19 protein-coding genes are annotated in these 19,392 nt (G+C 59.7%); 13 read left to right on the top strand and 6 right to left on the bottom strand.

Annotated elements, in window-relative coordinates; translation table 11 throughout:
- Window positions 1–135: 135 nt before the first annotated feature.
- The 4 genes from ACMGGE_RS16605 to ACMGGE_RS16590 all read left to right on the top strand — a co-directional run bounded on the left by ACMGGE_RS16605 (window position 136) and on the right by ACMGGE_RS16590 (window position 3,854).
- Window positions 136–1,758, top strand: a complete 1,623-nt coding sequence (locus tag ACMGGE_RS16605) for an alpha-glucoside-specific PTS transporter subunit IIBC (RefSeq protein ID WP_008500158.1) — start codon at window positions 136–138, stop codon at window positions 1,756–1,758.
- Window positions 1,755–3,077: a 6-phospho-alpha-glucosidase gene (locus tag ACMGGE_RS16600; protein WP_252078000.1), complete on the top strand. Its 1,323-nt coding sequence runs from the start codon at window positions 1,755–1,757 to the stop codon at window positions 3,075–3,077. The genes ACMGGE_RS16605 and ACMGGE_RS16600 overlap by 4 nt, the downstream gene beginning before the upstream one ends.
- A gap of 92 nt (window positions 3,078–3,169) precedes the next feature.
- A complete protein-coding gene (locus ACMGGE_RS16595) occupies window positions 3,170–3,517 on the top strand; it encodes a DUF202 domain-containing protein (protein ID WP_025756985.1) in 348 nt (115 codons plus the stop codon).
- Entirely contained in the window at window positions 3,507–3,854 is a 348-nt protein-coding gene (locus ACMGGE_RS16590) for a DUF202 domain-containing protein (RefSeq protein WP_045909368.1), read from the top strand. The genes ACMGGE_RS16595 and ACMGGE_RS16590 overlap by 11 nt, the downstream gene beginning before the upstream one ends.
- A gap of 83 nt (window positions 3,855–3,937) precedes the next feature.
- Here ACMGGE_RS16590 and dsdA read toward each other — a convergent pair whose 3' ends face one another.
- A complete protein-coding gene (dsdA, locus tag ACMGGE_RS16585; RefSeq protein ID WP_420293973.1) occupies window positions 3,938–5,224 on the bottom strand; it encodes a D-serine ammonia-lyase in 1,287 nt (428 codons plus the stop codon).
- A gap of 17 nt (window positions 5,225–5,241) precedes the next feature.
- Window positions 5,242–6,579, bottom strand: coding sequence for a D-serine transporter DsdX (gene dsdX / locus ACMGGE_RS16580; protein WP_024907381.1), 1,338 nt, complete (start codon window positions 6,577–6,579; stop codon window positions 5,242–5,244).
- 204 nt (window positions 6,580–6,783) lie between these two features.
- Between dsdX and dsdC the strand changes: the two genes are divergently transcribed.
- Together dsdC and ACMGGE_RS16570 are read left to right on the top strand one after the other, a co-directional pair.
- Complete coding sequence (gene dsdC / locus ACMGGE_RS16575; protein ID WP_420293972.1) at window positions 6,784–7,710, top strand: DNA-binding transcriptional regulator DsdC; 927 nt, start codon at window positions 6,784–6,786, stop codon at window positions 7,708–7,710.
- A gap of 84 nt (window positions 7,711–7,794) precedes the next feature.
- The gene (locus tag ACMGGE_RS16570) at window positions 7,795–8,883 is read left to right on the top strand and encodes a cellulase family glycosylhydrolase (protein ID WP_420293971.1); all 1,089 of its coding nucleotides are present in this window, start codon (window positions 7,795–7,797) and stop codon (window positions 8,881–8,883) included.
- On the opposite strand, the gene emrD is transcribed toward ACMGGE_RS16570, so the two are convergent.
- From emrD to tisB, 4 genes are all read right to left on the bottom strand, one after another.
- On the bottom strand, window positions 8,786–9,970 hold the full coding sequence (gene emrD, locus ACMGGE_RS16565; protein ID WP_048226801.1) for a multidrug efflux MFS transporter EmrD: 1,185 nt from the start codon (window positions 9,968–9,970) through the stop codon (window positions 8,786–8,788). The genes ACMGGE_RS16570 and emrD overlap by 98 nt on opposite strands.
- Window positions 9,971–10,145: 175 nt before the next feature.
- Window positions 10,146–10,979, bottom strand: coding sequence for an EamA family transporter (locus ACMGGE_RS16560; RefSeq protein ID WP_045909373.1), 834 nt, complete (start codon window positions 10,977–10,979; stop codon window positions 10,146–10,148).
- Window positions 10,980–11,041: 62 nt separating this feature from the next.
- Window positions 11,042–11,488 (bottom strand): GNAT family N-acetyltransferase, encoded by a 447-nt coding sequence (locus tag ACMGGE_RS16555; RefSeq protein WP_025910712.1) that lies wholly within the window; start codon window positions 11,486–11,488, stop codon window positions 11,042–11,044.
- A 64-nt stretch (window positions 11,489–11,552) separates the two neighbouring features.
- The gene (tisB, locus tag ACMGGE_RS16550) at window positions 11,553–11,642 is read right to left on the bottom strand and encodes a type I toxin-antitoxin system toxin TisB (protein WP_023309830.1); all 90 of its coding nucleotides are present in this window, start codon (window positions 11,640–11,642) and stop codon (window positions 11,553–11,555) included.
- A gap of 521 nt (window positions 11,643–12,163) precedes the next feature.
- Here tisB and ivbL point away from each other — a divergent pair.
- From ivbL to uhpT, 7 genes are all read left to right on the top strand, one after another.
- Window positions 12,164–12,262, top strand: a complete 99-nt coding sequence (ivbL, locus tag ACMGGE_RS16545) for an ilvB operon leader peptide IvbL (RefSeq protein WP_057979964.1) — start codon at window positions 12,164–12,166, stop codon at window positions 12,260–12,262.
- Window positions 12,263–12,368: 106 nt separating this feature from the next.
- Window positions 12,369–14,057 carry an acetolactate synthase large subunit gene (ilvB, locus tag ACMGGE_RS16540; protein ID WP_235400575.1) on the top strand — a complete coding sequence of 563 codons (1,689 nt, stop codon included), beginning with the start codon at window positions 12,369–12,371 and terminating at the stop codon, window positions 14,055–14,057.
- 3 nt (window positions 14,058–14,060) lie between these two features.
- Window positions 14,061–14,348: an acetolactate synthase small subunit gene (gene ilvN, locus ACMGGE_RS16535; protein WP_008500144.1), complete on the top strand. Its 288-nt coding sequence runs from the start codon at window positions 14,061–14,063 to the stop codon at window positions 14,346–14,348.
- A gap of 82 nt (window positions 14,349–14,430) precedes the next feature.
- Entirely contained in the window at window positions 14,431–15,024 is a 594-nt protein-coding gene (uhpA, locus tag ACMGGE_RS16530) for a transcriptional regulator UhpA (protein ID WP_022646555.1), read from the top strand.
- Entirely contained in the window at window positions 15,021–16,526 is a 1,506-nt protein-coding gene (gene uhpB / locus ACMGGE_RS16525; RefSeq protein ID WP_045907947.1) for a signal transduction histidine-protein kinase/phosphatase UhpB, read from the top strand. Before uhpA ends, uhpB begins: the two co-directional genes overlap by 4 nt.
- Complete coding sequence (locus tag ACMGGE_RS16520) at window positions 16,519–17,838, top strand: MFS transporter (RefSeq protein WP_126288224.1); 1,320 nt, start codon at window positions 16,519–16,521, stop codon at window positions 17,836–17,838. The genes uhpB and ACMGGE_RS16520 overlap by 8 nt, the downstream gene beginning before the upstream one ends.
- Window positions 17,839–17,970: 132 nt before the next feature.
- Window positions 17,971–19,362 (top strand): hexose-6-phosphate:phosphate antiporter, encoded by a 1,392-nt coding sequence (gene uhpT / locus ACMGGE_RS16515; protein WP_039024528.1) that lies wholly within the window; start codon window positions 17,971–17,973, stop codon window positions 19,360–19,362.
- Window positions 19,363–19,392 lie beyond the last annotated feature (30 nt).

Genomic DNA, 19,392 nt, shown 5'->3' with positions numbered 1-19,392 from the left:
ATAAAACCATGAATGCGATCACGAATCGCAGCGGCACGCCATGTTCGCGCATCAGTAAGTTCTTATGCTCACCTCAGGCCAGCAAAAAACCATAAAGGCCTCTACCCCTACAGGTTGTTTCATGAGGATTTAAAAATGCTCAGTCAAATACAACGTTTTGGCGGTGCCATGTTTACCCCGGTGTTGCTGTTTCCGTTCGCCGGGATCGTGGTGGGAATAGCCATCATGCTTCGCAACCCGCTGTTTGTCGGCGAAGCCTTAACGGCCCCCGATCATCTTTTCGCGCAGATTGTTCACATCATTGAAGAGGGCGGCTGGGCGGTGTTCCGCAATATGCCGCTGATTTTTGCCGTCGGCCTGCCGATTGGCCTGGCGAAGCAGGCCCAGGGCCGTGCCTGTCTGGCGGTGCTGATTAGCTTCCTGACCTGGAACTACTTCATCAACGCGATGGGGATGACCTGGGGCCACTTCTTTGGCGTCGACTTCTCCGCCGAACCGACGGCCGGTAGCGGGCTGGCGATGATTGCCGGCATCAAAACGCTCGATACCAGCATCATCGGTGCAATCGTGATTTCAGGCATCGTCACCGCCATCCATAACCGCTATTTTGACAAGCCGCTGCCGGTGTTTCTGGGGATTTTCCAGGGCAGCTCGTTTGTCGTTATCCTCGCGTTCTTCGTCATGATCCCCTGCGCCTGGCTGACGCTGCTGGGCTGGCCGAAAGTGCAGATGGGCATTGAGTCCCTGCAGGCGTTCCTGCGCTCTGCCGGGGCGCTGGGCGTGTGGGTCTATACCTTCCTGGAACGCATTCTGATCCCAACCGGATTGCACCACTTCGTCTACGGTCCGTTCATCTTCGGCCCGGCGGCGGTGGAAGGGGGGATTCAGGTCTACTGGGCGCAGCATCTGCAGGAATTCAGCCAGAGCACCCTGCCGCTGAAAACCCTCTTCCCGGAAGGCGGCTTCGCCCTGCACGGTAACTCAAAAGTGTTCGGCTCGGTCGGGATTGCGCTGGCGATCTGGTACACCGCGTCGCCGGAAAACCGCGTCAAGGTCGCGGGGCTGCTGGTCCCGGCCACGCTTACCGCGGTGCTGGTGGGCATTACCGAACCGCTCGAATTCACCTTCCTGTTTATCTCGCCACTGCTGTTTGCCGTTCACGCCGTGCTGGCGGCGACCATGGCGACGGTGATGTACACCTTCGGCGTGGTCGGGAACATGGGCGGCGGCCTGCTGGACCAGTTCCTGCCGCAAAACTGGATCCCGATGTTCCATAACCACGCCGCGACGGTCTTTACCCAGATCGGCATTGGCGTCTGCTTCACCGGAGTTTACTTCGTGGTCTTCAAAACGCTGATTGCACGTCTGAACCTGAAAACCCCGGGCCGGGAGGAGAGCGAAATCAAGCTCTACAGCAAGGCCGACTATAAGGCGGCGCGCGGGCAAACCACCGCCCCGGCCGCGGCCAGCCAGCAGGTCGGGCAGGCCGCCGGATTCCTGCAGGCGCTCGGCGGCGCGGCCAACATCGAAAGCATCAACAACTGCGCCACCCGCCTGCGCATCGCCCTGGTCGATATGGCGAAAACGCAAAGCGATGACGTCTTCAAAGCCCTCGGCGCCCACGGCGTGGTGCGACGCGGCAACGGCATTCAGGTGATTGTCGGCCTGCACGTTCCTCAGGTGCGCGACCAGCTGGAATCGCTGATGAAAACCCCCTTAACGAATGAACAAACCACCCTGACAGAGGCTATATCATGAAAAAATTCTCAGTTGTCATTGCAGGCGGCGGCAGCACCTTTACGCCTGGTATCGTCCTGATGCTGTTAGCCAACCGTGACCGTTTCCCGCTGCGCGCCCTGAAGTTCTATGACAACGACGGCGCGCGTCAGGAGACCATCGCCGAAGCGTGCAAAATCATCCTTAAGGAGCAGGCCCCGGAGATTGAATTCAGCTACACCACCGATCCGAAAGCGGCCTTTAGCGATGTCGATTTCGTGATGGCGCATATCCGCGTGGGCAAATACCCGATGCGCGAAAAAGATGAAAAAATCCCGCTGCGCCACGGCGTGCTGGGCCAGGAAACCTGCGGCCCGGGCGGAATTGCCTACGGCATGCGCTCTATCGGCGGCGTGCTGGAGCTGGTGGATTACATGGAGCAGTACTCCCCGAACGCGTGGATGCTGAACTACTCCAACCCGGCGGCGATTGTTGCGGAGGCCACGCGCCGCCTGCGTCCGAACGCCAAAATCCTCAACATCTGCGATATGCCGATCGGCATCGAAGGGCGCATGGCACAGATTGTCGGCCTGAAAGACCGCAAAGAGATGCGCGTGCGCTACTACGGCCTGAACCATTTCGGCTGGTGGACGTCAATTGAAGACCTGAACGGCAACGATCTGATGCCGAAGCTGCGCGAATACGTGGCGAAAAACGGTTATGTTCCACCTTCAGAAGATGCGCATACCGAAGCGAGCTGGAACGATACGTTCGCTAAAGCAAAAGACGTGCAGGCGCTGGATCCGGATACCATGCCGAACACCTACCTGAAGTATTACCTGTTCCCGGACTACGTGGTCGCACATTCCAACCCGGAACGCACCCGCGCCAATGAGGTCATGGATCACCGTGAGAAGAACGTGTTCAGTTCCTGCCGGGCGATTATCGAGGCGGGAAAATCCTCCGCCGGCGATCTGGAAATCGATGAACACGCGTCGTACATCGTCGATCTGGCGACCGCGATTGCCTTTAATACCCAGGAACGCATGCTGCTGATTGTGCCAAACAACGGGGCCATCCATAACTTTGATGCCGATGCGATGGTGGAGATTCCTTGCCTGGTAGGCCATAACGGACCGGAGCCGCTCACGGTGGGCGATATTCCGCACTTCCAGAAAGGGCTGATGAGCCAGCAGGTGGCGGTGGAAAAACTGGTGGTGGATGCCTGGGAGCAGCGCTCGTACCAGAAACTCTGGCAGGCGATTACCCTGTCGAAAACCGTGCCGAGCGCGTCGGTCGCGAAAGCGATTCTGGATGACTTGATCGAGGCCAATAAGGGGTTCTGGCCGGAGCTGCACTGATCGTCCCGACCGGCATCGCCCGATGCCGGTCTCCTTGTCCTTGTCGATTTACGCTATGCTGAAGCCTGCCCGTTGCACGACAAGGAACCTTCATGAAAATTTCCCGCCTCGGCGAAGCGCCGGACTACCGCTTCTCGCTGGCTAATGAACGCACGTTTTTAGCGTGGATCCGCACCGCGCTGGGATTCCTTGCCGCCGGGGTGGGGCTCGACCAGCTCGCGCCTGATTTCGCCACCCCGCTGATTCGCGAGGTGCTGGCGCTGCTGCTGTGCCTGTTCGCGGGCGTGCTGGCAATTTACGGCTACCTGCGCTGGCTGCGCAATGAGAAGGCGATGCGTCTGAAGCAGGATCTGCCCTATACGCGTGGATTACTTATCATCAGCGCGATTTTGCTGGTGGTGGCGGGCGTGGTGATGGTGCTGGTGTTCTATGGCGGATAGCCGCAAAGCGCGACGCGAAGCGGACCCCGGCCTGCAGCCGGAGCGAACGTCACTCGCCTGGCTGCGCACGCTGCTGGGGTATGGTGCGCTGATTGCCCTGGCGATTAAGCACAACTGGCACCGCACCGGGGTGCCGTTCTGGATCTCGCTTGTTGTGCTGGCGCTGGTGGCGATCGTTTTATGGCGCTATACCCGCAGTCGTAACCTGATGGACGTGGCAAAAGAGGATGTTGTGCAGCCGAAGGCGGTGCGGGATAAGTTCCTGATCGCCCTGGCCGTGCTTTCTCTCTCACTGCTGTTTGCGATGACCCACATTCAGCAAATTGTGAGCTTTTAAAGCCCGGTGGCGGCTACGCCTTACCGGGCCTACAACTGCCGCGAACCGTAGGCCGGGTAAGGCGCAGCCGCCACCCGGCATAATTACTTCCCTTTAGCCAGATACTTCGCCATCTCGTCTTCCGGCACCATGCCGCCGCCGGTCGCCCACACCAGGTGGGTAACGCTGGCATCTGAAGGCACGCGCAGCGGTCCGGCCATGCCCGCCAGCGCGGACGGTTCCAGCCGAATGCCTTCCTCCTGCGCCAGCCAGCCGAGCATGTCGTACATGCTCTGATCGGAAAGCGTATAGAACCCGTCAAGCAGGCGCTCCATCGCGCGCCCCACGAAGCCGGACGCGCGTCCTACCGCCAGCCCGTCCGCTGCCGTTACGTTATCAATGCCCAGGTCCTGTACGGCAATCTCGTCGTGCAGGCCGGTGTAGACGCCCAGCAGCATGCACGGGGAGTGCGTGGGCTCCGCGAAGAAGCAGTGGACGTTGTCACCAAAGGCCAGCTTCAGGCCAAACGCCACGCCGCCAGGGCCGCCGCCGACGCCGCACGGCAGATAGACGTACAGCGGATGATCGGCATCCACCACGCGGCCCTGTGCGGCAAACTGCGCCTTCAGCCGCTCGCCTGCCACCGCGTAGCCCAGGAACAGGGTGCGGGAGTTTTCATCGTCAATGAAGAAGCAGTTCGGATCGCTTTCCGCCGCTTTGCGTCCCTGCTCCACCGCCACGCCGTAATCCTGCTCATATTCCACGACGATGACGCCGTGGCTGCGCAGTTTGGCTTTCTTCCACTCGCGGGCGTCGGCGGACATATGCACCGTCACCTTAAAGCCGATGCGGGCGCTCATGATACCGATGGACAACCCCAGGTTGCCGGTTGAGCCTACCGCAATGCTGTACTGGCTGAAGAAGTCCTTAAAGCGCGGCTCCAGCAGGATGCTGTAGTCATCCTCAACACTCAGTAATCCGGCGTCCAGAGCCAGCTTTTCCGCGTGGGTCAGCACCTCATAGATACCGCCGCGCGCTTTAATCGAGCCGGAAATCGGCAGATGGCTGTCTTTTTTCAGCAGCAGCGTGCCGGGAATAGACTTAGCAGATTCTTTCTCCAGCCGCGCCTGCATTGCCGGGATCGCGACCAGTTCGGATTCAATAATCCCACCCGTTGCCGCCGTCTCCGGGAAGGCTTTCGCCAGATACGGCGCGAAGCGGTTGAGTCGCGCATGGGCGTCGTCCACGTCGGCTTTGGTCAGCCCGACATAGGGTAGCCCTTCCGCCAGCGTGGTGGTGCGCGGGTTAAGCCAGGTGGTTTCTTTCAGGGCAATCAGATCCTCAACCAGAGGAAACTGTGCGGTTAAAGTAGTGATAGTTGCGTTTTCCATAATACGTCTCTTCGCGCTCAGATAATGAAAGAAAGCAGGAATGTGCCGCCAAGTGCAAGCACCGAGGCGATAAACGTCGCCGTCGTATAGTATTTGAAGGTCTCATTCAGGGTCGCGCCGCAGTACTGCTTCACCAGCCAGAAGAGGGAATCGGTGACGATCGTGCAGCCAATTGCGCCGGAACCGATGGCAATGGTAATGATCTCCGGACTGACGTTCGGGTAGAGCGGCAGCATCGGCGCGACGATGGCCGTGGCGCCCATCATCGCGACCGTCGCGGAGCCAACGGCGGCATGCAGCACCAGCGCCACCAGCCAGGCGAGCAGGATAGGGTGCATGTGCAGGTTCGAGAGAATATGCGCCAGCGAGTCCGCCAGTCCGCTGGTTTTCAGGATGGCGTTGAACGCGCCGCCCGCGCCGATAATCAGCAAAATGTTGGCGATAGAGCCAAAGCCGTGCTCCGTATGGGTCAGCATCGCGCCCATGCCCATGTGCTGGCGGATCCCCAGCAGGTAGTAGGCGACAAACACGGCGATAAACATCGCGGTGATCGGGTTGCCGATAAACTCCAGCAGCGTATACAGCGTGCCGTCTTTTGCCATATTCAGTTCGGCGATGGTCTTCACCAGCATCAGGGCAATCGGCAGCAGCACCGTGAACAGCGTGGCGCCCAGCGACGGCAGGGTATGCTCCTCCCGCACCTTCAGGTCTGAAAATTCCGCCGGAACCGGTTTAAACGGCAGACGATTGCCGAGTAGTTTCAGGAACAGCGGGCCGCCGACCAGAGAGGCCATCAGGCCCACCAGCAGGCCGTAGACGATCACCGTCCCGACGTCCGCCCCTAATTTATTGGTCACAAACAGCGCAGCCGGATGCGGCGGCACCACGCAGTGCACCGCCATCAGCGCGGTACAGAGCGGAATGGCCAGCTTAAGCAGCGACGTGTGGGTCTTTTTGGCGATGGAAAACGCCAGTGGGATCAGCAGGACCACGCCCACTTCCACGAACAGCGTAATGCCGCAGATCAGGCCCACCAGCACCATAATCACGTCTGCTGACAGCCAGCGGCAGCGCTGCAGGGCGATCCCGATGCGTTCTGCCGCGCCGGAAACCTCCATCATCTTGCCGAGAATGGTGCCCAGACCAATCACGGCCGCCAGGAAGCCCAGCGTGCCGCCAATCCCGCTCTCGATGGCGTTTACCATATCCAGCGGGCTCATTCCCATCATTGCGCCGACGAAAAAGCTCGCCAGCAGCAGCGCGAGGAACGGGTGAAACTTCAGTTTTACGATGGTTAAAACAATCAACACAATGCTGACCAGCAGCGTTGCCACAACCCAGACCTGAGATCCCATATCTCACCTCACCCTTATGTCATCTGGGGGTATTGGACGAAAAAGCGGCGTGGGCTGACAAACGATATAAATTGGCGTTCAGGTGAGCCAGATTGAATCAACTGAGTGACTGCGCTCTAAAAAACGCACTTAACTCGCATTAGGTTCACATAAATTCACCCTTAAACGGTATGCTGAGTGCAGAAACCACGCGTGAGAATTGTGATGACCGATGCAAATGAAGCCAGAAACCGGCTGCTCAACGGCTGGCAACTGTCGAAAATGTACACCTTTGAAGTGGCGGCCCGGCATGAATCCTTCGCGCTGGCGGCGGAGGAACTGTCGCTTAGCCCCAGCGCGGTGAGCCACCGCATTAATCTGCTGGAAGAGGAGCTGGGTATTCAGCTGTTTGTCCGTTCGCACCGTAAAGTCGAGCTGACGCAGGAGGGAAAGCGCGTTTACTGGACGCTAAAATCGTCCCTCGACACCCTGAATCAGGAGATCCTGGATATCAAAAACCAGGCGCTGTCCGGCACGCTGACGGTCTACTCCCGGCCGTCGATCGCCCAGTGCTGGCTGGTACCCATGCTGGGTGACTTTACCCGCCGCTATCCGTCAATATCGCTCACCGTCCTGACCGGCAATGATTACGTCAATATGCAGCGAACGGGTGTCGATCTGGCGCTCTATTTCGACGATACGCCGCCAAACCATCTGTCTCACCACTTCCTGATGGACGAAGAGATTTTGCCCGTCTGCTCGCCGCACTATGCCCGCGAGCATGAGCTGTTGAAAAACCCCGACAACCTCAGCCACTGCACGCTGCTGCATGACCGTCAGGCCTGGAGTAATGATTCCGGTACGGATGAGTGGCTGAGCTGGGCGCAGCACTTTGCGGTGAATATGCCGCCATCATCGGGCATTGGTTTCGATCGTTCCGATTTGGCGATCATTGCGGCCATTAATCACGTCGGCGTCGCGATGGGCAGAAAGCGGCTGGTGCAAAAACGGCTTGAACGGGGCGAACTGATCGCTCCGTTTGGTGACAAGACCCTGAAATGTCATCAGCAGTACTATATTTCGACGCTTTCGGGCCGTCAGTGGCCGAAAATTGACGCCTTTATCGGCTGGCTGAGAGAACTGGCAGGTTGAAGAATTATTACGCTTTCGCGCTACACCAAATGTGAAAAAGCGTGCTAAATACAGGTAATGCTTTCGATTTATCCAGGGTAAACCGTGTTAAAGCCTTTTATTGCCTGTGCATTACTGATCTCTTCCGGCTGGGCCATTGCCGCTGAGCCGCCGCTGACGGCCGCCCTTTATGCGCAGCAGCTGGGCGTCGGGATGGATGTGGACTGGGCGCGCACCGAGCGCGGCATACGTGAATTCGACCCGCTGGTGGTACGCGATTTTCGGGCTAAAGGCATTACCCACGTGCGCATCCGTGTCGCCGATGAGCCGACGGAAGCGCGGCTGATCCACCTGCGCAAGCTGGTGGAAGCCTGCGAGCAGTATGGCGTGATCCCGATAGTCGCGTATCAGGCGGATGAATATAAAAACGACCCGAAAGCCGATAACGAGAAAGAGACGGTCAACTGGTGGATTGCCGTGGCGCACTATTTCGGTCAGAGCTACCCGCTGCTGGGTTTTGACCTCATTTATGAGCCGGCCGACAAGCTCAACCACAATCTGGCGTCGTTAAACCGCGTCTATGAAAAAACCATCAAAGCGATCCACGACATCGACCCACAGCGCATGATCTTCATCGCGCCACGCCTGCGTGCCGCGCCGGAGGAGTTATCCAGCCTGAAGCTGCCCGCACACAGCCAAAACTATCTGCTGGCGGAGTGGCATATTTTCCCGTGGGGGCCGCTGAAGAATGGCGGTAAATACCCGTGGACGTCCGGCACGGCGGCGGAGAAAGCGGCAATCCGTAACCGCATCAATGCCGCGCTGCACTGGCAGCAAAAAACCGGGCACGTTAGCTGGGTTGGGGGCTGGGGCGTGGGAGAATCAAGCCGCTTTACGCCAACCGCCTCGCAAATAGCGTTCGCTACCTTTATGGCCTGCGAGCTGCAAAAGGCGAAAATCCCGTATGCGCTTAACGCGGATTTCCAGTTTTACGACGGGGAAGAGGGCGCCTGGCGGCCTGCGCCAGAGCCGTTATTGCAGGCGATGATCGCCCCTGTCTGTGAAAAGCCCGGCGAGAAGCCGGGCCATCATGCGGTTAAACCGGCTGCTCATGATGCGGGACACGCGACGCCAGCGGCAGCCAGCACAGTAAAATCAGCAGCCCCATCAGCGTCATCAACAGGCCCAAACTAGCCTGCCCGGTCTGCGGCATCATCGCCGAGAGCCAGGCCAGCGCGCCGGAACCGATGTTCTGCAAACCGCCCACCAGCGCGCCCGCCGTACCTGCGAGGAACGGGAACGGCTCCATCGCGCCGCTGGTAGCGAGCGGGAACAGCATCCCCGCGCCGAAGAAGAATAGCGCCGCCGGGATGAGCAGCGTCCAGACGGTCATCACGCCAAACAGCCCCGGGATCCACATCATCAGACCCGCCAGCAGACAGCTGATCACCGACTGCCACATCAGGGTGGAGAAGCGTTTGTTTGGTCGCCCGGCAAACCACGCGCCGAAGAACGCCGCTGGGATCGGCAGAATAAACAGAATGCTCACCACCATACTGCTCAGGCCAAGCCCCGCGCCCAGCAGTACACCGGAGCAGGCTTCAAACACCGCGATACCCGCCAGGCCGCCAATCAGCATAAGCAGGTAGCAGGTGAACGCGCCGTTGCCGAACAGCGTTTTATAGCTGGCGAGAAGCTTCGTGCGCGGCGCGTCCTGCGGGCGCGTTTCCGGCATCCAGCGCGCCATGCTGAAGGTGACAATCATGCAGAGCACCAGCAGGAAGGCGTAACAGGCGCGCCAGGACCACATCGTGTCCAGCAGGCCGCCGATCAGCGGGGCCAGCAGCGGGCTGACCAGAATGCCCATATTCAACAGGCTGTTGGCATGGCGCAGCTGGGTACCCTGATACATATCGCGCGGTAAGGTTCGCGCCATCACCCCGCCGACGCCGGTCCCGACGCCCTGCAGGGCGCTGGCGGCAATCAATACGGTCAGGTTATGGGTGGTCATCGCAATGACGGTCGCCACCATGAAAATGCTCATGCCCACCAGGATCACCGGGCGACGCCCGACGCGGTCGGAGAGCGGGCCGTAGAAGAGCTGCGAAACGCCATAGGTCAGCAGGTAAGCTGCCATTACGCTCTGTACTGCGCCCTCGCGGACGTTTAATTCCTTTGCCATGTCGGCAATCGCCGGAATGTAGATGGTTTGCGCCATCTGACCGACGGCCACCAGTAACACCAGCATCAACAATAAGTTAACGTTCCGTTGCTTTTTCATGTCGCTGAATACTTTTGCCAAAAGAGAAAAATGAAGAATAAGTGACTGCGCATTCCCATAAATGCGCGAGGAATCTACCACAGAGAGATGACAATTTAAGCATTGTTGTGGTGAATGAAAAAACCGGTAAAGGCAGGATTTGTAAACAAGAACGGCAACTAATGTTGCCAGTGCTTTACGCCAGACGCAGCAGAATGGCGCCGCCAGCAATGCCCAGCGCCGCCGCGATGCGCAGGCCCGCAACCTTTTCTTTTAAAAGCAAAAATGCGATCAGCGCGCCAAAGAGTATGGAAGTTTCCCGCAGCGCCGCGACCACCGCCAGCGGTGCCTGCGTCATTGCCCACAGCGCCAGACCGTACGAGCCCATGGTGCCAACGCCGCCGAGCAGCCCCTTTTTCCAGTGCAGACGCAGGTAGCCGGACGCCTCACGTCGACGCGCGACCATCGCCCAGCCCAGCAGGCAAAAGCCGTTCATAAAGAAAGTCCACAGCGTATAGCCCAGCGCGGTGTCTGACAGCCGCACGCCGGTGCCGTCCACCAGCGTATACCCGGCGATAAAACAGGCATTTAGCAGCGCCAGCCAGATCCCCTTGCGCGACTGCATGCGCCCGTTCATCGCCATCGCCAGAATCGACAGGCAAATTACCCCAATGCCGGACCAGGCGAGCCAGGAGAGACGATCGCCAAGCGCCAGCACGCTGATCAGCGCCACCAGCAGCGGTGCGGTGCCGCGCATTAGCGGATAGGTCTGGCTCATATCGGAGACCTGATAGGTCTTTGCCACCAGCACGGTGTACACCACCTGTAAGGCGCAGGAGACTAACAAAAACGGCCAGCTTGCGGCAGAGGGCTGTGGAGAGAAGGGGAGCAGCACCAGGGCAATCAGCGTGGCGGAGCCGCTGACGCTAATCGCGGAATAGAGCTTGTCCGTTCCGGCTTTGACAATGGCATTCCAGCTGGCATGCAGCAGGGCGGCGAACAGCAAAATGCAGAATACGGTGATGGTCATGGCGTATCGGGTGATGAATTGTCACTCAACTGTAACATTCACGCCCTGAAGCTGCCAGCCGGTTACACCGCACAAAAAAGGCGGTGCGTCACCCGCGGTTCGTCCGAGACCAGCGTAAAACCTGCCCGGCGATAAAACCCGTAGGCAGCGTCCGGCGCATGGGTGTTGAGGAAATCGAACCAGATGCTGGCATCGGCCATCACGACGGTTAAAAGCTGCTTGCCAATCCCCAGCCCGCGGCACTTCTCGCTGACGTAGAGATGGCGAATACGTCCAGCGCGCGGCTGCTGGCTGAACGGATCGCGGTTGAGGCCGCACACGCCCACCAGCTTGCCGTTAAGAAACGCACCTAACAGCTTTTCGCCCGGCGCGTTAAAGCGGTTCTCACCCCGCTGCCAGCTCTCTTCAAGCCTGCGCAGCATGTTAAAATTCAGTGCAATACTTTCCGCCTTCAGGGCGATATACCCGGGCTCATCCGGTGTGACAGGCTCAATTAACAGACGCGACATAGCATTCCCTCGTTATTAAAGAGGGGCGGTTGCCCGCCCCTCTCAGGTGCGACTTGAACCTGAATTACCGAAGGAATTTCAGGACAGCATCAAGCAGTTGCAGTACTGCAACAATGAGTTTGAGGATAAGTATCACCATATCCACTACGCTCATACGCGTCTCCTTTTGGTTAAAAGGAGCACGATGCTGGCGTACCTTTCCGCCGCCTGTTGCCAGCACCAGGATTGACGTAACACAGTGTGCTCACTTCAGGGGTTAAGGCACTGACGGCACCACCCGTTTCAGCCAGGACTTCGTTGCGCCGGTAGAACTGCGGCCCCCTCGCTCACTGCGAACACCCTCAGTATAGATAAATACTGTATGTATGAACAGTATTTTTTGGACAAAAATCGAAAGGCGATCCATACTCAAAAACGTCAAAATCCGTGCCGGAATTGCGCGTTCGTCTTCGATCGCGTATACTTTTTGCGTTGACGTAACACAGTGTGTTCTGCGGCGACCAACCGCAAAACCCTGATAAAAACCTCGCTTAGGCGGGGTTTTTTGTTTTCATCATCCAACAAACGAAACGTGATCCCTGACGCATTTTTGCGCAGATGAAAATTTTTCCATTGTCACGCCCCAAAACCTGTGTTTGTATAAATTCAATCAATGATTCCAAACACAGGTTCCCAATGACTTCATCCATCTTCACTTCGACCCTACTAAAAACTGCGCAACCAGCCGCAGTGGTCGTCGTGCGTGTGGTGGTGGTCGTCGGCAATGCGCCGTAGGGACTGGATCAACACACGAATCCAAAACCCCGCCGGCGCAAACCGGGCGGGGTTTTTCGTTTAGGACCCTCCCCGGAAAGTCGGCTCAGAAGAAAAGGACTGGAGCATGGCAAGTTCGGGCACAACATCCACCAAGACGCGTTTTACCGGCGCGCAGCTGATCGTTCATCTGCTGGAGCGACAGGGCATTACCACGGTTGCGGGCATCCCCGGCGGCACGGTGCTGCCGCTGTACGATGCGTTAAGCCAAAGCACGCAGATCCGCCACGTGCTGGCACGCCACGAGCAGGGGGCAGGCTTTATTGCTCAGGGCATGGCGCGCACGCAGGGTAAACCGGCAGTCTGTATGGCCTGCAGCGGCCCGGGCGCAACCAACCTGGTCACCGCCATCGCCGACGCGCGTCTCGACTCCATTCCGCTGATCTGCATTACCGGCCAGGTGCCGTCCTCGATGATCGGTACCGATGCGTTCCAGGAAGTGGATACCTACGGCATCTCTATCCCCATCACCAAACATAACTATTTAGTTCGCGACATCGCCGAGCTTCCTCAGGTTATCAGCGATGCGTTCCGCATTGCGCAGTCCGGCCGCCCGGGCCCGGTGTGGATAGACATTCCTAAGGATGTCCAGACCGCAGAAATTGAGATCGACGTTCTGCCTGAACCGGGCGAGCGTGCCCCCGCGCCAGCATTTAGCGCGGAGAGCGTGCGCGACGCCGCCGCCATGATTAACGCCGCCAAACGTCCGGTGCTCTATCTGGGCGGCGGGGCGATCAACGCCGCGGATGAAATCCGCCAGTTTGCGGAAAAAGCCAACCTGCCGACCACCATGACCCTGATGGCGCTCGGCATGCTGCCAAAAGCGCACCCGCTGTCCCTGGGGATGTTGGGCATGCACGGCGCGCGCAGCACCAACTACATCCTGCAAGAGGCGGATTTGCTGATTGTTATGGGCGCACGTTTTGATGACCGGGCGATTGGCAAAACCGAGCAATTCTGCCCGAATGCGAAAATCATTCACGTGGATATCGATCGCGCCGAGCTGGGTAAAATCAAGCAGCCGCACGTGGCGATTCAGGGGGACGTAGCCGAAGTGCTGGCGCAGCTGATCCCGCAAACCGAGGCGACCGGTCGCGCCGACTGGCGCCAGCTGGTGGCCGACCTGCAGCGCGAGTTCCCGGGCGCCATCCCAACCGAAGGCGACCCGCTGAGCCATTACGGCCTGATCAACGCCGTGGCCGCCTGCGTGGACGACAGCGCGATTATCACCACCGACGTGGGACAGCACCAGATGTGGACCGCCCAGGCCTACCCGCTGAACCGTCCTCGCCAGTGGCTCACCTCCGGCGGTCTGGGCACCATGGGCTTTGGTCTGCCTGCAGCAGTTGGTGCGGCGCTGGCGAATCCGGACCGCAAGGTCATCTGCTTCTCCGGCGACGGCAGCCTGATGATGAACATTCAGGAGATGGCGACCGCAGCCGAAAACCAGTTAGACGTGAAAATCATCCTGATGAACAACGAGGCGCTGGGCCTGGTGCACCAGCAGCAGAGCCTGTTCTACAAGCAGGGCGTGTTTGCGGCGACCTATCCGGGGATGATTAACTTTATGCAGATTGCCGCCGGCTTTGGCCTGCACACCTGCGATCTGAACGCGGAAGAGGATGCCCACGCGGCGCTGCAGGCGGCGATCTCGCGTCCGGGCCCGGCGCTGATCCACGTCCGTATCGACCCTGAACAAAAAGTGTATCCGATGGTGCCGCCGGGTGCGGCAAATACTGAGATGGTGGGAGAATAAGCCATGCAGAAACAACATGATAACGTCATTCTGGAACTCACCGTCCGCAACCACCCTGGCGTCATGACCCACGTCTGCGGGCTGTTTGCCCGCCGGGCGTTTAACGTGGAAGGCATTCTCTGTCTGCCGATTCAGGGCAGCGAGCACAGCCGCATCTGGCTACTGGTCAACGATGACCAGCGTCTGGAGCAGATGATGGCGCAGATCGACAAGCTGGAGGATGTCACCAACGTGGCGCGCAACCAGTCCGATCCCACCATGTTTAACAAAATTGCGGTGTTCTTCGAATAGATCGCTTAAGGTAGGCGTCTTTCGCTCTTGTAGGCCGGATAAGCGCAGCGCCATCCGGCTTTTTCAGACCGCAGGAACACACATGACCACCATCGCCCTTATCGACGACCACCTTATCGTCCGCTCTGGCTTTGCCCAGCTTCTCAACCTCGAACCGGATTTCCAGGTCGTGGCCGAGTTTGGCTCCGGTCGCGAAGCGCTGGCGGGCCTGCCGGGGCGCGGGGTGCAGGTCTGTATCTGCGACATTTCGATGCCGGATCTCTCCGGGCTGGAGCTGTTAAGCCAGCTGCCGAAAGGGATGGCGACCATTATGCTCTCGGTCCACGACAGCCCGGCGCTGGTCGAGCAGGCGCTCAACGCGGGCGCGCGCGGGTTCCTCTCCAAACGCTGTAGCCCGGACGAGCTGATTGCCGCCGTGCGCACCGTCTCCACCGGCGGCTGCTACCTGACGCCGGATATCGCCATCAAGCTGGCGGCCGGACGACAGGATCCGCTCACCAGACGCGAGCGTCAGGTGGCGGAGAAGCTCGCGCAGGGGATGTCGGTAAAAGAGATTGCCGCCGAGCTGGATCTGTCGCCGAAGACCGTGCACGTCCATCGCGCCAACCTGATGGAAAAACTCAACGTCAGCAACGACGTCGAGCTGGCGCGCCGCATGTTTGACAGCTGGCAATGAGTCCCGTGTTTTCGCGGCTGATCGCCGTCGTTGCCAGCTTTTTTATCTTCTCTGCCGCGTGGTTCTGCCTGTGGAGCATCAGCCTGCATCTGGTGGAACGTCCTGAACTGGCGGTGCTGTTGTTTCCCTTCGGCCTGCGACTGGGGTTAATGCTCCAGTGCCCGCGCGGCTACTGGCCCGTTTTGCTGGGCGCGGAGTGGCTGCTGCTGGTCTGGCTGGCGCAGGAAGTCGCTCTGGCGCATCTGCCATTATTGATGACCGGAAGCCTGCTTACGCTTCTCCCGGTTGCGCTCATTTCCCGCTACCGTCACCAGCGCGACTGGCGCACGCTGCTGCGCCAGGGGGCGGCGCTGATTGCCGCCGCGCTGCTGCAGTCCCTGCCGTGGGTTGGCGATAAGGAGATGCTCAACGCGCTGCTGCTCACCCTAACCGGTGGCCTGACGCTCGCGCCGACCTGCCTCGTTATCTGGCACTATCTCTCCAGCACCGTCTGGCAACCGCTTGGTCCGGGGCTGGTGTCCCAACCGGTGAACTGGCGCGCCAGGCATCTCATCTGGTATCTGCTGCTGTTCGTGGTGAGCCTCTGGCTTCAGCTCGGTTTACCTGCCGAGCTTTCACGCTTCACGCCGTTTTGCCTGGCGCTGCCGATTATCGCCCTGGCCTGGCACTACGGCTGGCAGGGGGCGCTGATCGCGACCCTGATGAACGCCATCGCGCTGATTGCCAGCCAGACCTGGCACGACCATCCGGTGGATCTGCTGCTCTCGCTACTGGCCCAGAGCCTGACCGGGCTGCTGCTCGGGGCGGGTATTCAGCGTCTGCGCGAGCTGAACCAGTCCCTGCAAACCGAGCTGGCGCGCAACCGGCGTCTGGCTGAACGCCTGCTGGAGACCGAAGAGAGCGTGCGACAGGAGGTCGCCCGCGAGCTGCACGATGATATCGGCCAGACGATCACCGCCATCCGCACCCAGGCGGGGATTGTCCAGCGTCTGGCGGCGGAAAACGCGGGCGTGAAGCAGGGCGGAGCGCATATCGAGCAGCTTTCACTGGGCGTGTATGACTCGGTGCGACGCCTGCTCGGCAGGCTGCGTCCGCGCCAGCTCGATGACCTGTCGCTGGAGCAGGCGGTGCGTTCCCTGATGCGCGAGATGGAGCTTGAAAGCCGCGGCATTGTCAGCCATCTCGACTGGCGAATTAACGAATCTGCGCTGAGCGAAGGCCAGCGCGTGACCCTTTTCCGCGTCTGTCAGGAAGGACTGAACAATATTGTTAAACACGCCAATGCCAGCGCGGTCACGATCCAGGGCTGGCAGCAGGACGAACGCCTGATGCTGATAATTGAAGACGATGGCTGCGGCCTGCCGCCGGGCTCCGGCCACCAGGGCTTTGGCCTGGCGGGCATGCGAGAGCGCGTCAAGGCGCTGGGCGGCACGCTAAACCTCTCCTGCACCCACGGGACGCGCGTCAGCGTCAGCCTGCCGCTACGGAGTTATCATGTTTAAAACCCCTGCCAGCGCCGCGCCGATTGGCGACAAAGCGGAAATCGACGCCCGCTACCGCTACTGGCGTCGCCATATACTGATCGCCATCTGGCTCGGCTACGCGCTGTTCTACTTTACCCGCAAAAGCTTCAACGCCGCCGCGCCGGAAATTCTCGCCAGCGGCGTGATGACGCGCACCGACATCGGCCTGCTGGCGACGCTGTTTTACATCACCTATGGCCTGTCGAAGTTCTTCTCCGGCATCGTCAGCGATCGCTCCAACGCGCGTTATTTCATGGGCGTAGGGCTGATCGCCACCGGCGTGGTGAACATCCTGTTTGGTTTCTCTACCTCGCTGTGGGCCTTTGCCCTGCTGTGGGCGCTGAACGCCTTCTTCCAGGGCTGGGGTGCGCCGGTCTGCGCCCGCCTGCTTACGGCATGGTACTCGCGCAACGAGCGCGGCGGCTGGTGGGCCGTCTGGAACACCGCGCACAACGTCGGCGGGGCGCTGATCCCGATGGTGGTGGGTGCCGCGGCGCTGCACTACGGCTGGCGCGCGGGGATGATGATTGCGGGTGGCCTTGCGATTGTCGCCGGGCTGTTCCTCTGCTGGCGCCTGCGTGACAGACCGCAGACCGTGGGTCTGCCTGCGGTGGGCGACTGGCGGCACGACGAGATGGAGATTGCCCAGCAGCAGGAGGGCGCGGGGCTGACCCGCAAGGAGATCCTCACCAAATACGTGCTGAAAAACCCCTACATCTGGCTCCTCTCGCTCTGCTACGTGCTGGTCTACGTGGTGCGCGCGGCCATCAACGACTGGGGCAATCTGTACATGTCCGAGACGCTCGGCGTGGACCTGGTCACTGCCAACTCGGCGGTCACGATGTTCGAACTGGGCGGGTTTATCGGCGCGCTGGTGGCGGGCTGGGGCTCGGATAAGCTGTTCAACGGCAACCGCGGCCCGATGAACCTGATTTTTGCCGCTGGCATACTGCTCTCCGTCGGGTCGCTGTGGCTGATGCCGTTCGCCAGCTACGTCATGCAGGCGGCGTGCTTCTTCACCACCGGCTTCTTCGTCTTTGGCCCGCAGATGCTCATCGGCATGGCGGCGGCAGAGTGCTCCCATAAAGAGGCGGCAGGCGCGGCGACGGGCTTTGTCGGGCTGTTTGCCTACCTCGGCGCATCGCTCTCCGGCTGGCCGCTGGCGCGGGTCATCGACATTTGGCACTGGAGCGGCTTCTTCGCGGTGATCGCCATCGCGGCGGGAATTTCCGCCCTGCTGCTGCTGCCGTTTTTACATGCGCAGGCCCCGCGTGAAGCCAGTGTGATGTGATGCGCCTCACCTTTTCACCCCGAGTGGCGCAAAACTAAGAAATTTTCCCGGTTTTACCTGGACGCTGTCTCAGGCATCTCTCCCGGCTGATTTTTACAATGCTGCAAAAATCAGCTCAGGAGTAAACCAACCATGCTGGCCTTCTTAAATCAGGTGCGCAAGCCGACCCTGGATCTGCCGCTCGATGTGCGGCGCAAAATGTGGTTCAAACCGTTCATGCAGTCCTATCTGGTGGTCTTCATCGGCTACCTGACCATGTACCTGATCCGCAAAAACTTTAACATCGCGCAGAACGACATGATCTCCACCTACGGGCTGAGCATGACGCAGCTGGGGATGATTGGCCTGGGCTTCTCCATCACCTACGGCGTGGGGAAAACGGTCGTGTCCTACTATGCGGACGGCAAAAACACCAAGCAGTTCCTGCCGTTTATGCTGATCCTCTCCGCCATCTGTATGCTCGGCTTCAGCGCCAGCATGGGCGCAGGGTCCGTTAGCCTGTTCCTGATGATCGCCTTCTACGCCCTGAGCGGTTTCTTCCAGAGTACCGGCGGGTCGTGCAGCTACTCCACCATCACCAAATGGACGCCGCGCCGCAAGCGAGGGTCGTACCTCGGCATGTGGAACATATCCCATAACCTCGGCGGGGCGGGTGCGGCAGGCGTGGCGCTGTTTGGCGCAAACTACCTGTTCGACGGCCACGTCATCGGTATGTTTATCTTCCCGTCGATTATCGCCCTGATTGTCGGCTTTATCGGCCTGCGCTTCGGCAGCGACTCCCCCGAATCCTACGGCCTCGGCAAAGCCGAAGAGTTGTTCGGCGAGGAGATCAGCGAAGAGGACAAAGAGACCGAAGAGAACGAGATGACCAAATGGCAGATCTTTGTTGAGTACGTGCTGAAAAACAAAGTGATCTGGCTGCTCTGCTTTTCAAACATCTTCCTCTACGTGGTGCGTATCGGCATCGACCAGTGGTCTACCGTGTACGCCTTCCAGGAGCTGAAGCTCTCTAAAGAGGTCGCGATTCAGGGCTTCACCCTGTTCGAAGTGGGCGCGCTGGTCGGCACGCTGCTGTGGGGCTGGCTCTCCGACCTCGCCAACGGCCGTCGCGCGCTGGTGGCCTGTATCGCGCTGGCGCTGATTATCGCTACCCTCGGCGTCTACCAACACGCCAGCAACCAGTACGTTTACCTCGCATCCCTGTTTGCGCTCGGCTTCCTGGTGTTTGGTCCGCAGCTGCTGATCGGCGTGGCGGCAGTGGGCTTCGTCCCGAAAAAAGCGATCGGCGCCGCCGACGGGATCAAGGGCACCTTCGCCTACCTGATCGGCGACAGCTTCGCCAAGCTGGGTCTGGGAATGATCGCCGACGGCACGCCAATTTTCGGCCTCACCGGCTGGGCGGGCACCTTCGCGGCGCTGGATGCGGCAGCGATCGGCTGTATCGTCCTGATGGCGATGGTTGCCGTGCTGGAAGAACGTAAAATTCGCCGTGAGAATCGTGCGCAGAAATTAAAAACAGCCTGAGTGTGCAGGTAACTTCTTTGCCCGGTGTGT

It is taken from the genome of Enterobacter sp. BNK-22, from assembly GCF_048684805.1.
GTDB lineage: Bacteria > Pseudomonadota > Gammaproteobacteria > Enterobacterales > Enterobacteriaceae > Enterobacter > Enterobacter quasiroggenkampii.
Note: the sequence above shows the minus strand (reverse complement) of the source record. Positions and strands in the feature narration are given on the sequence as shown.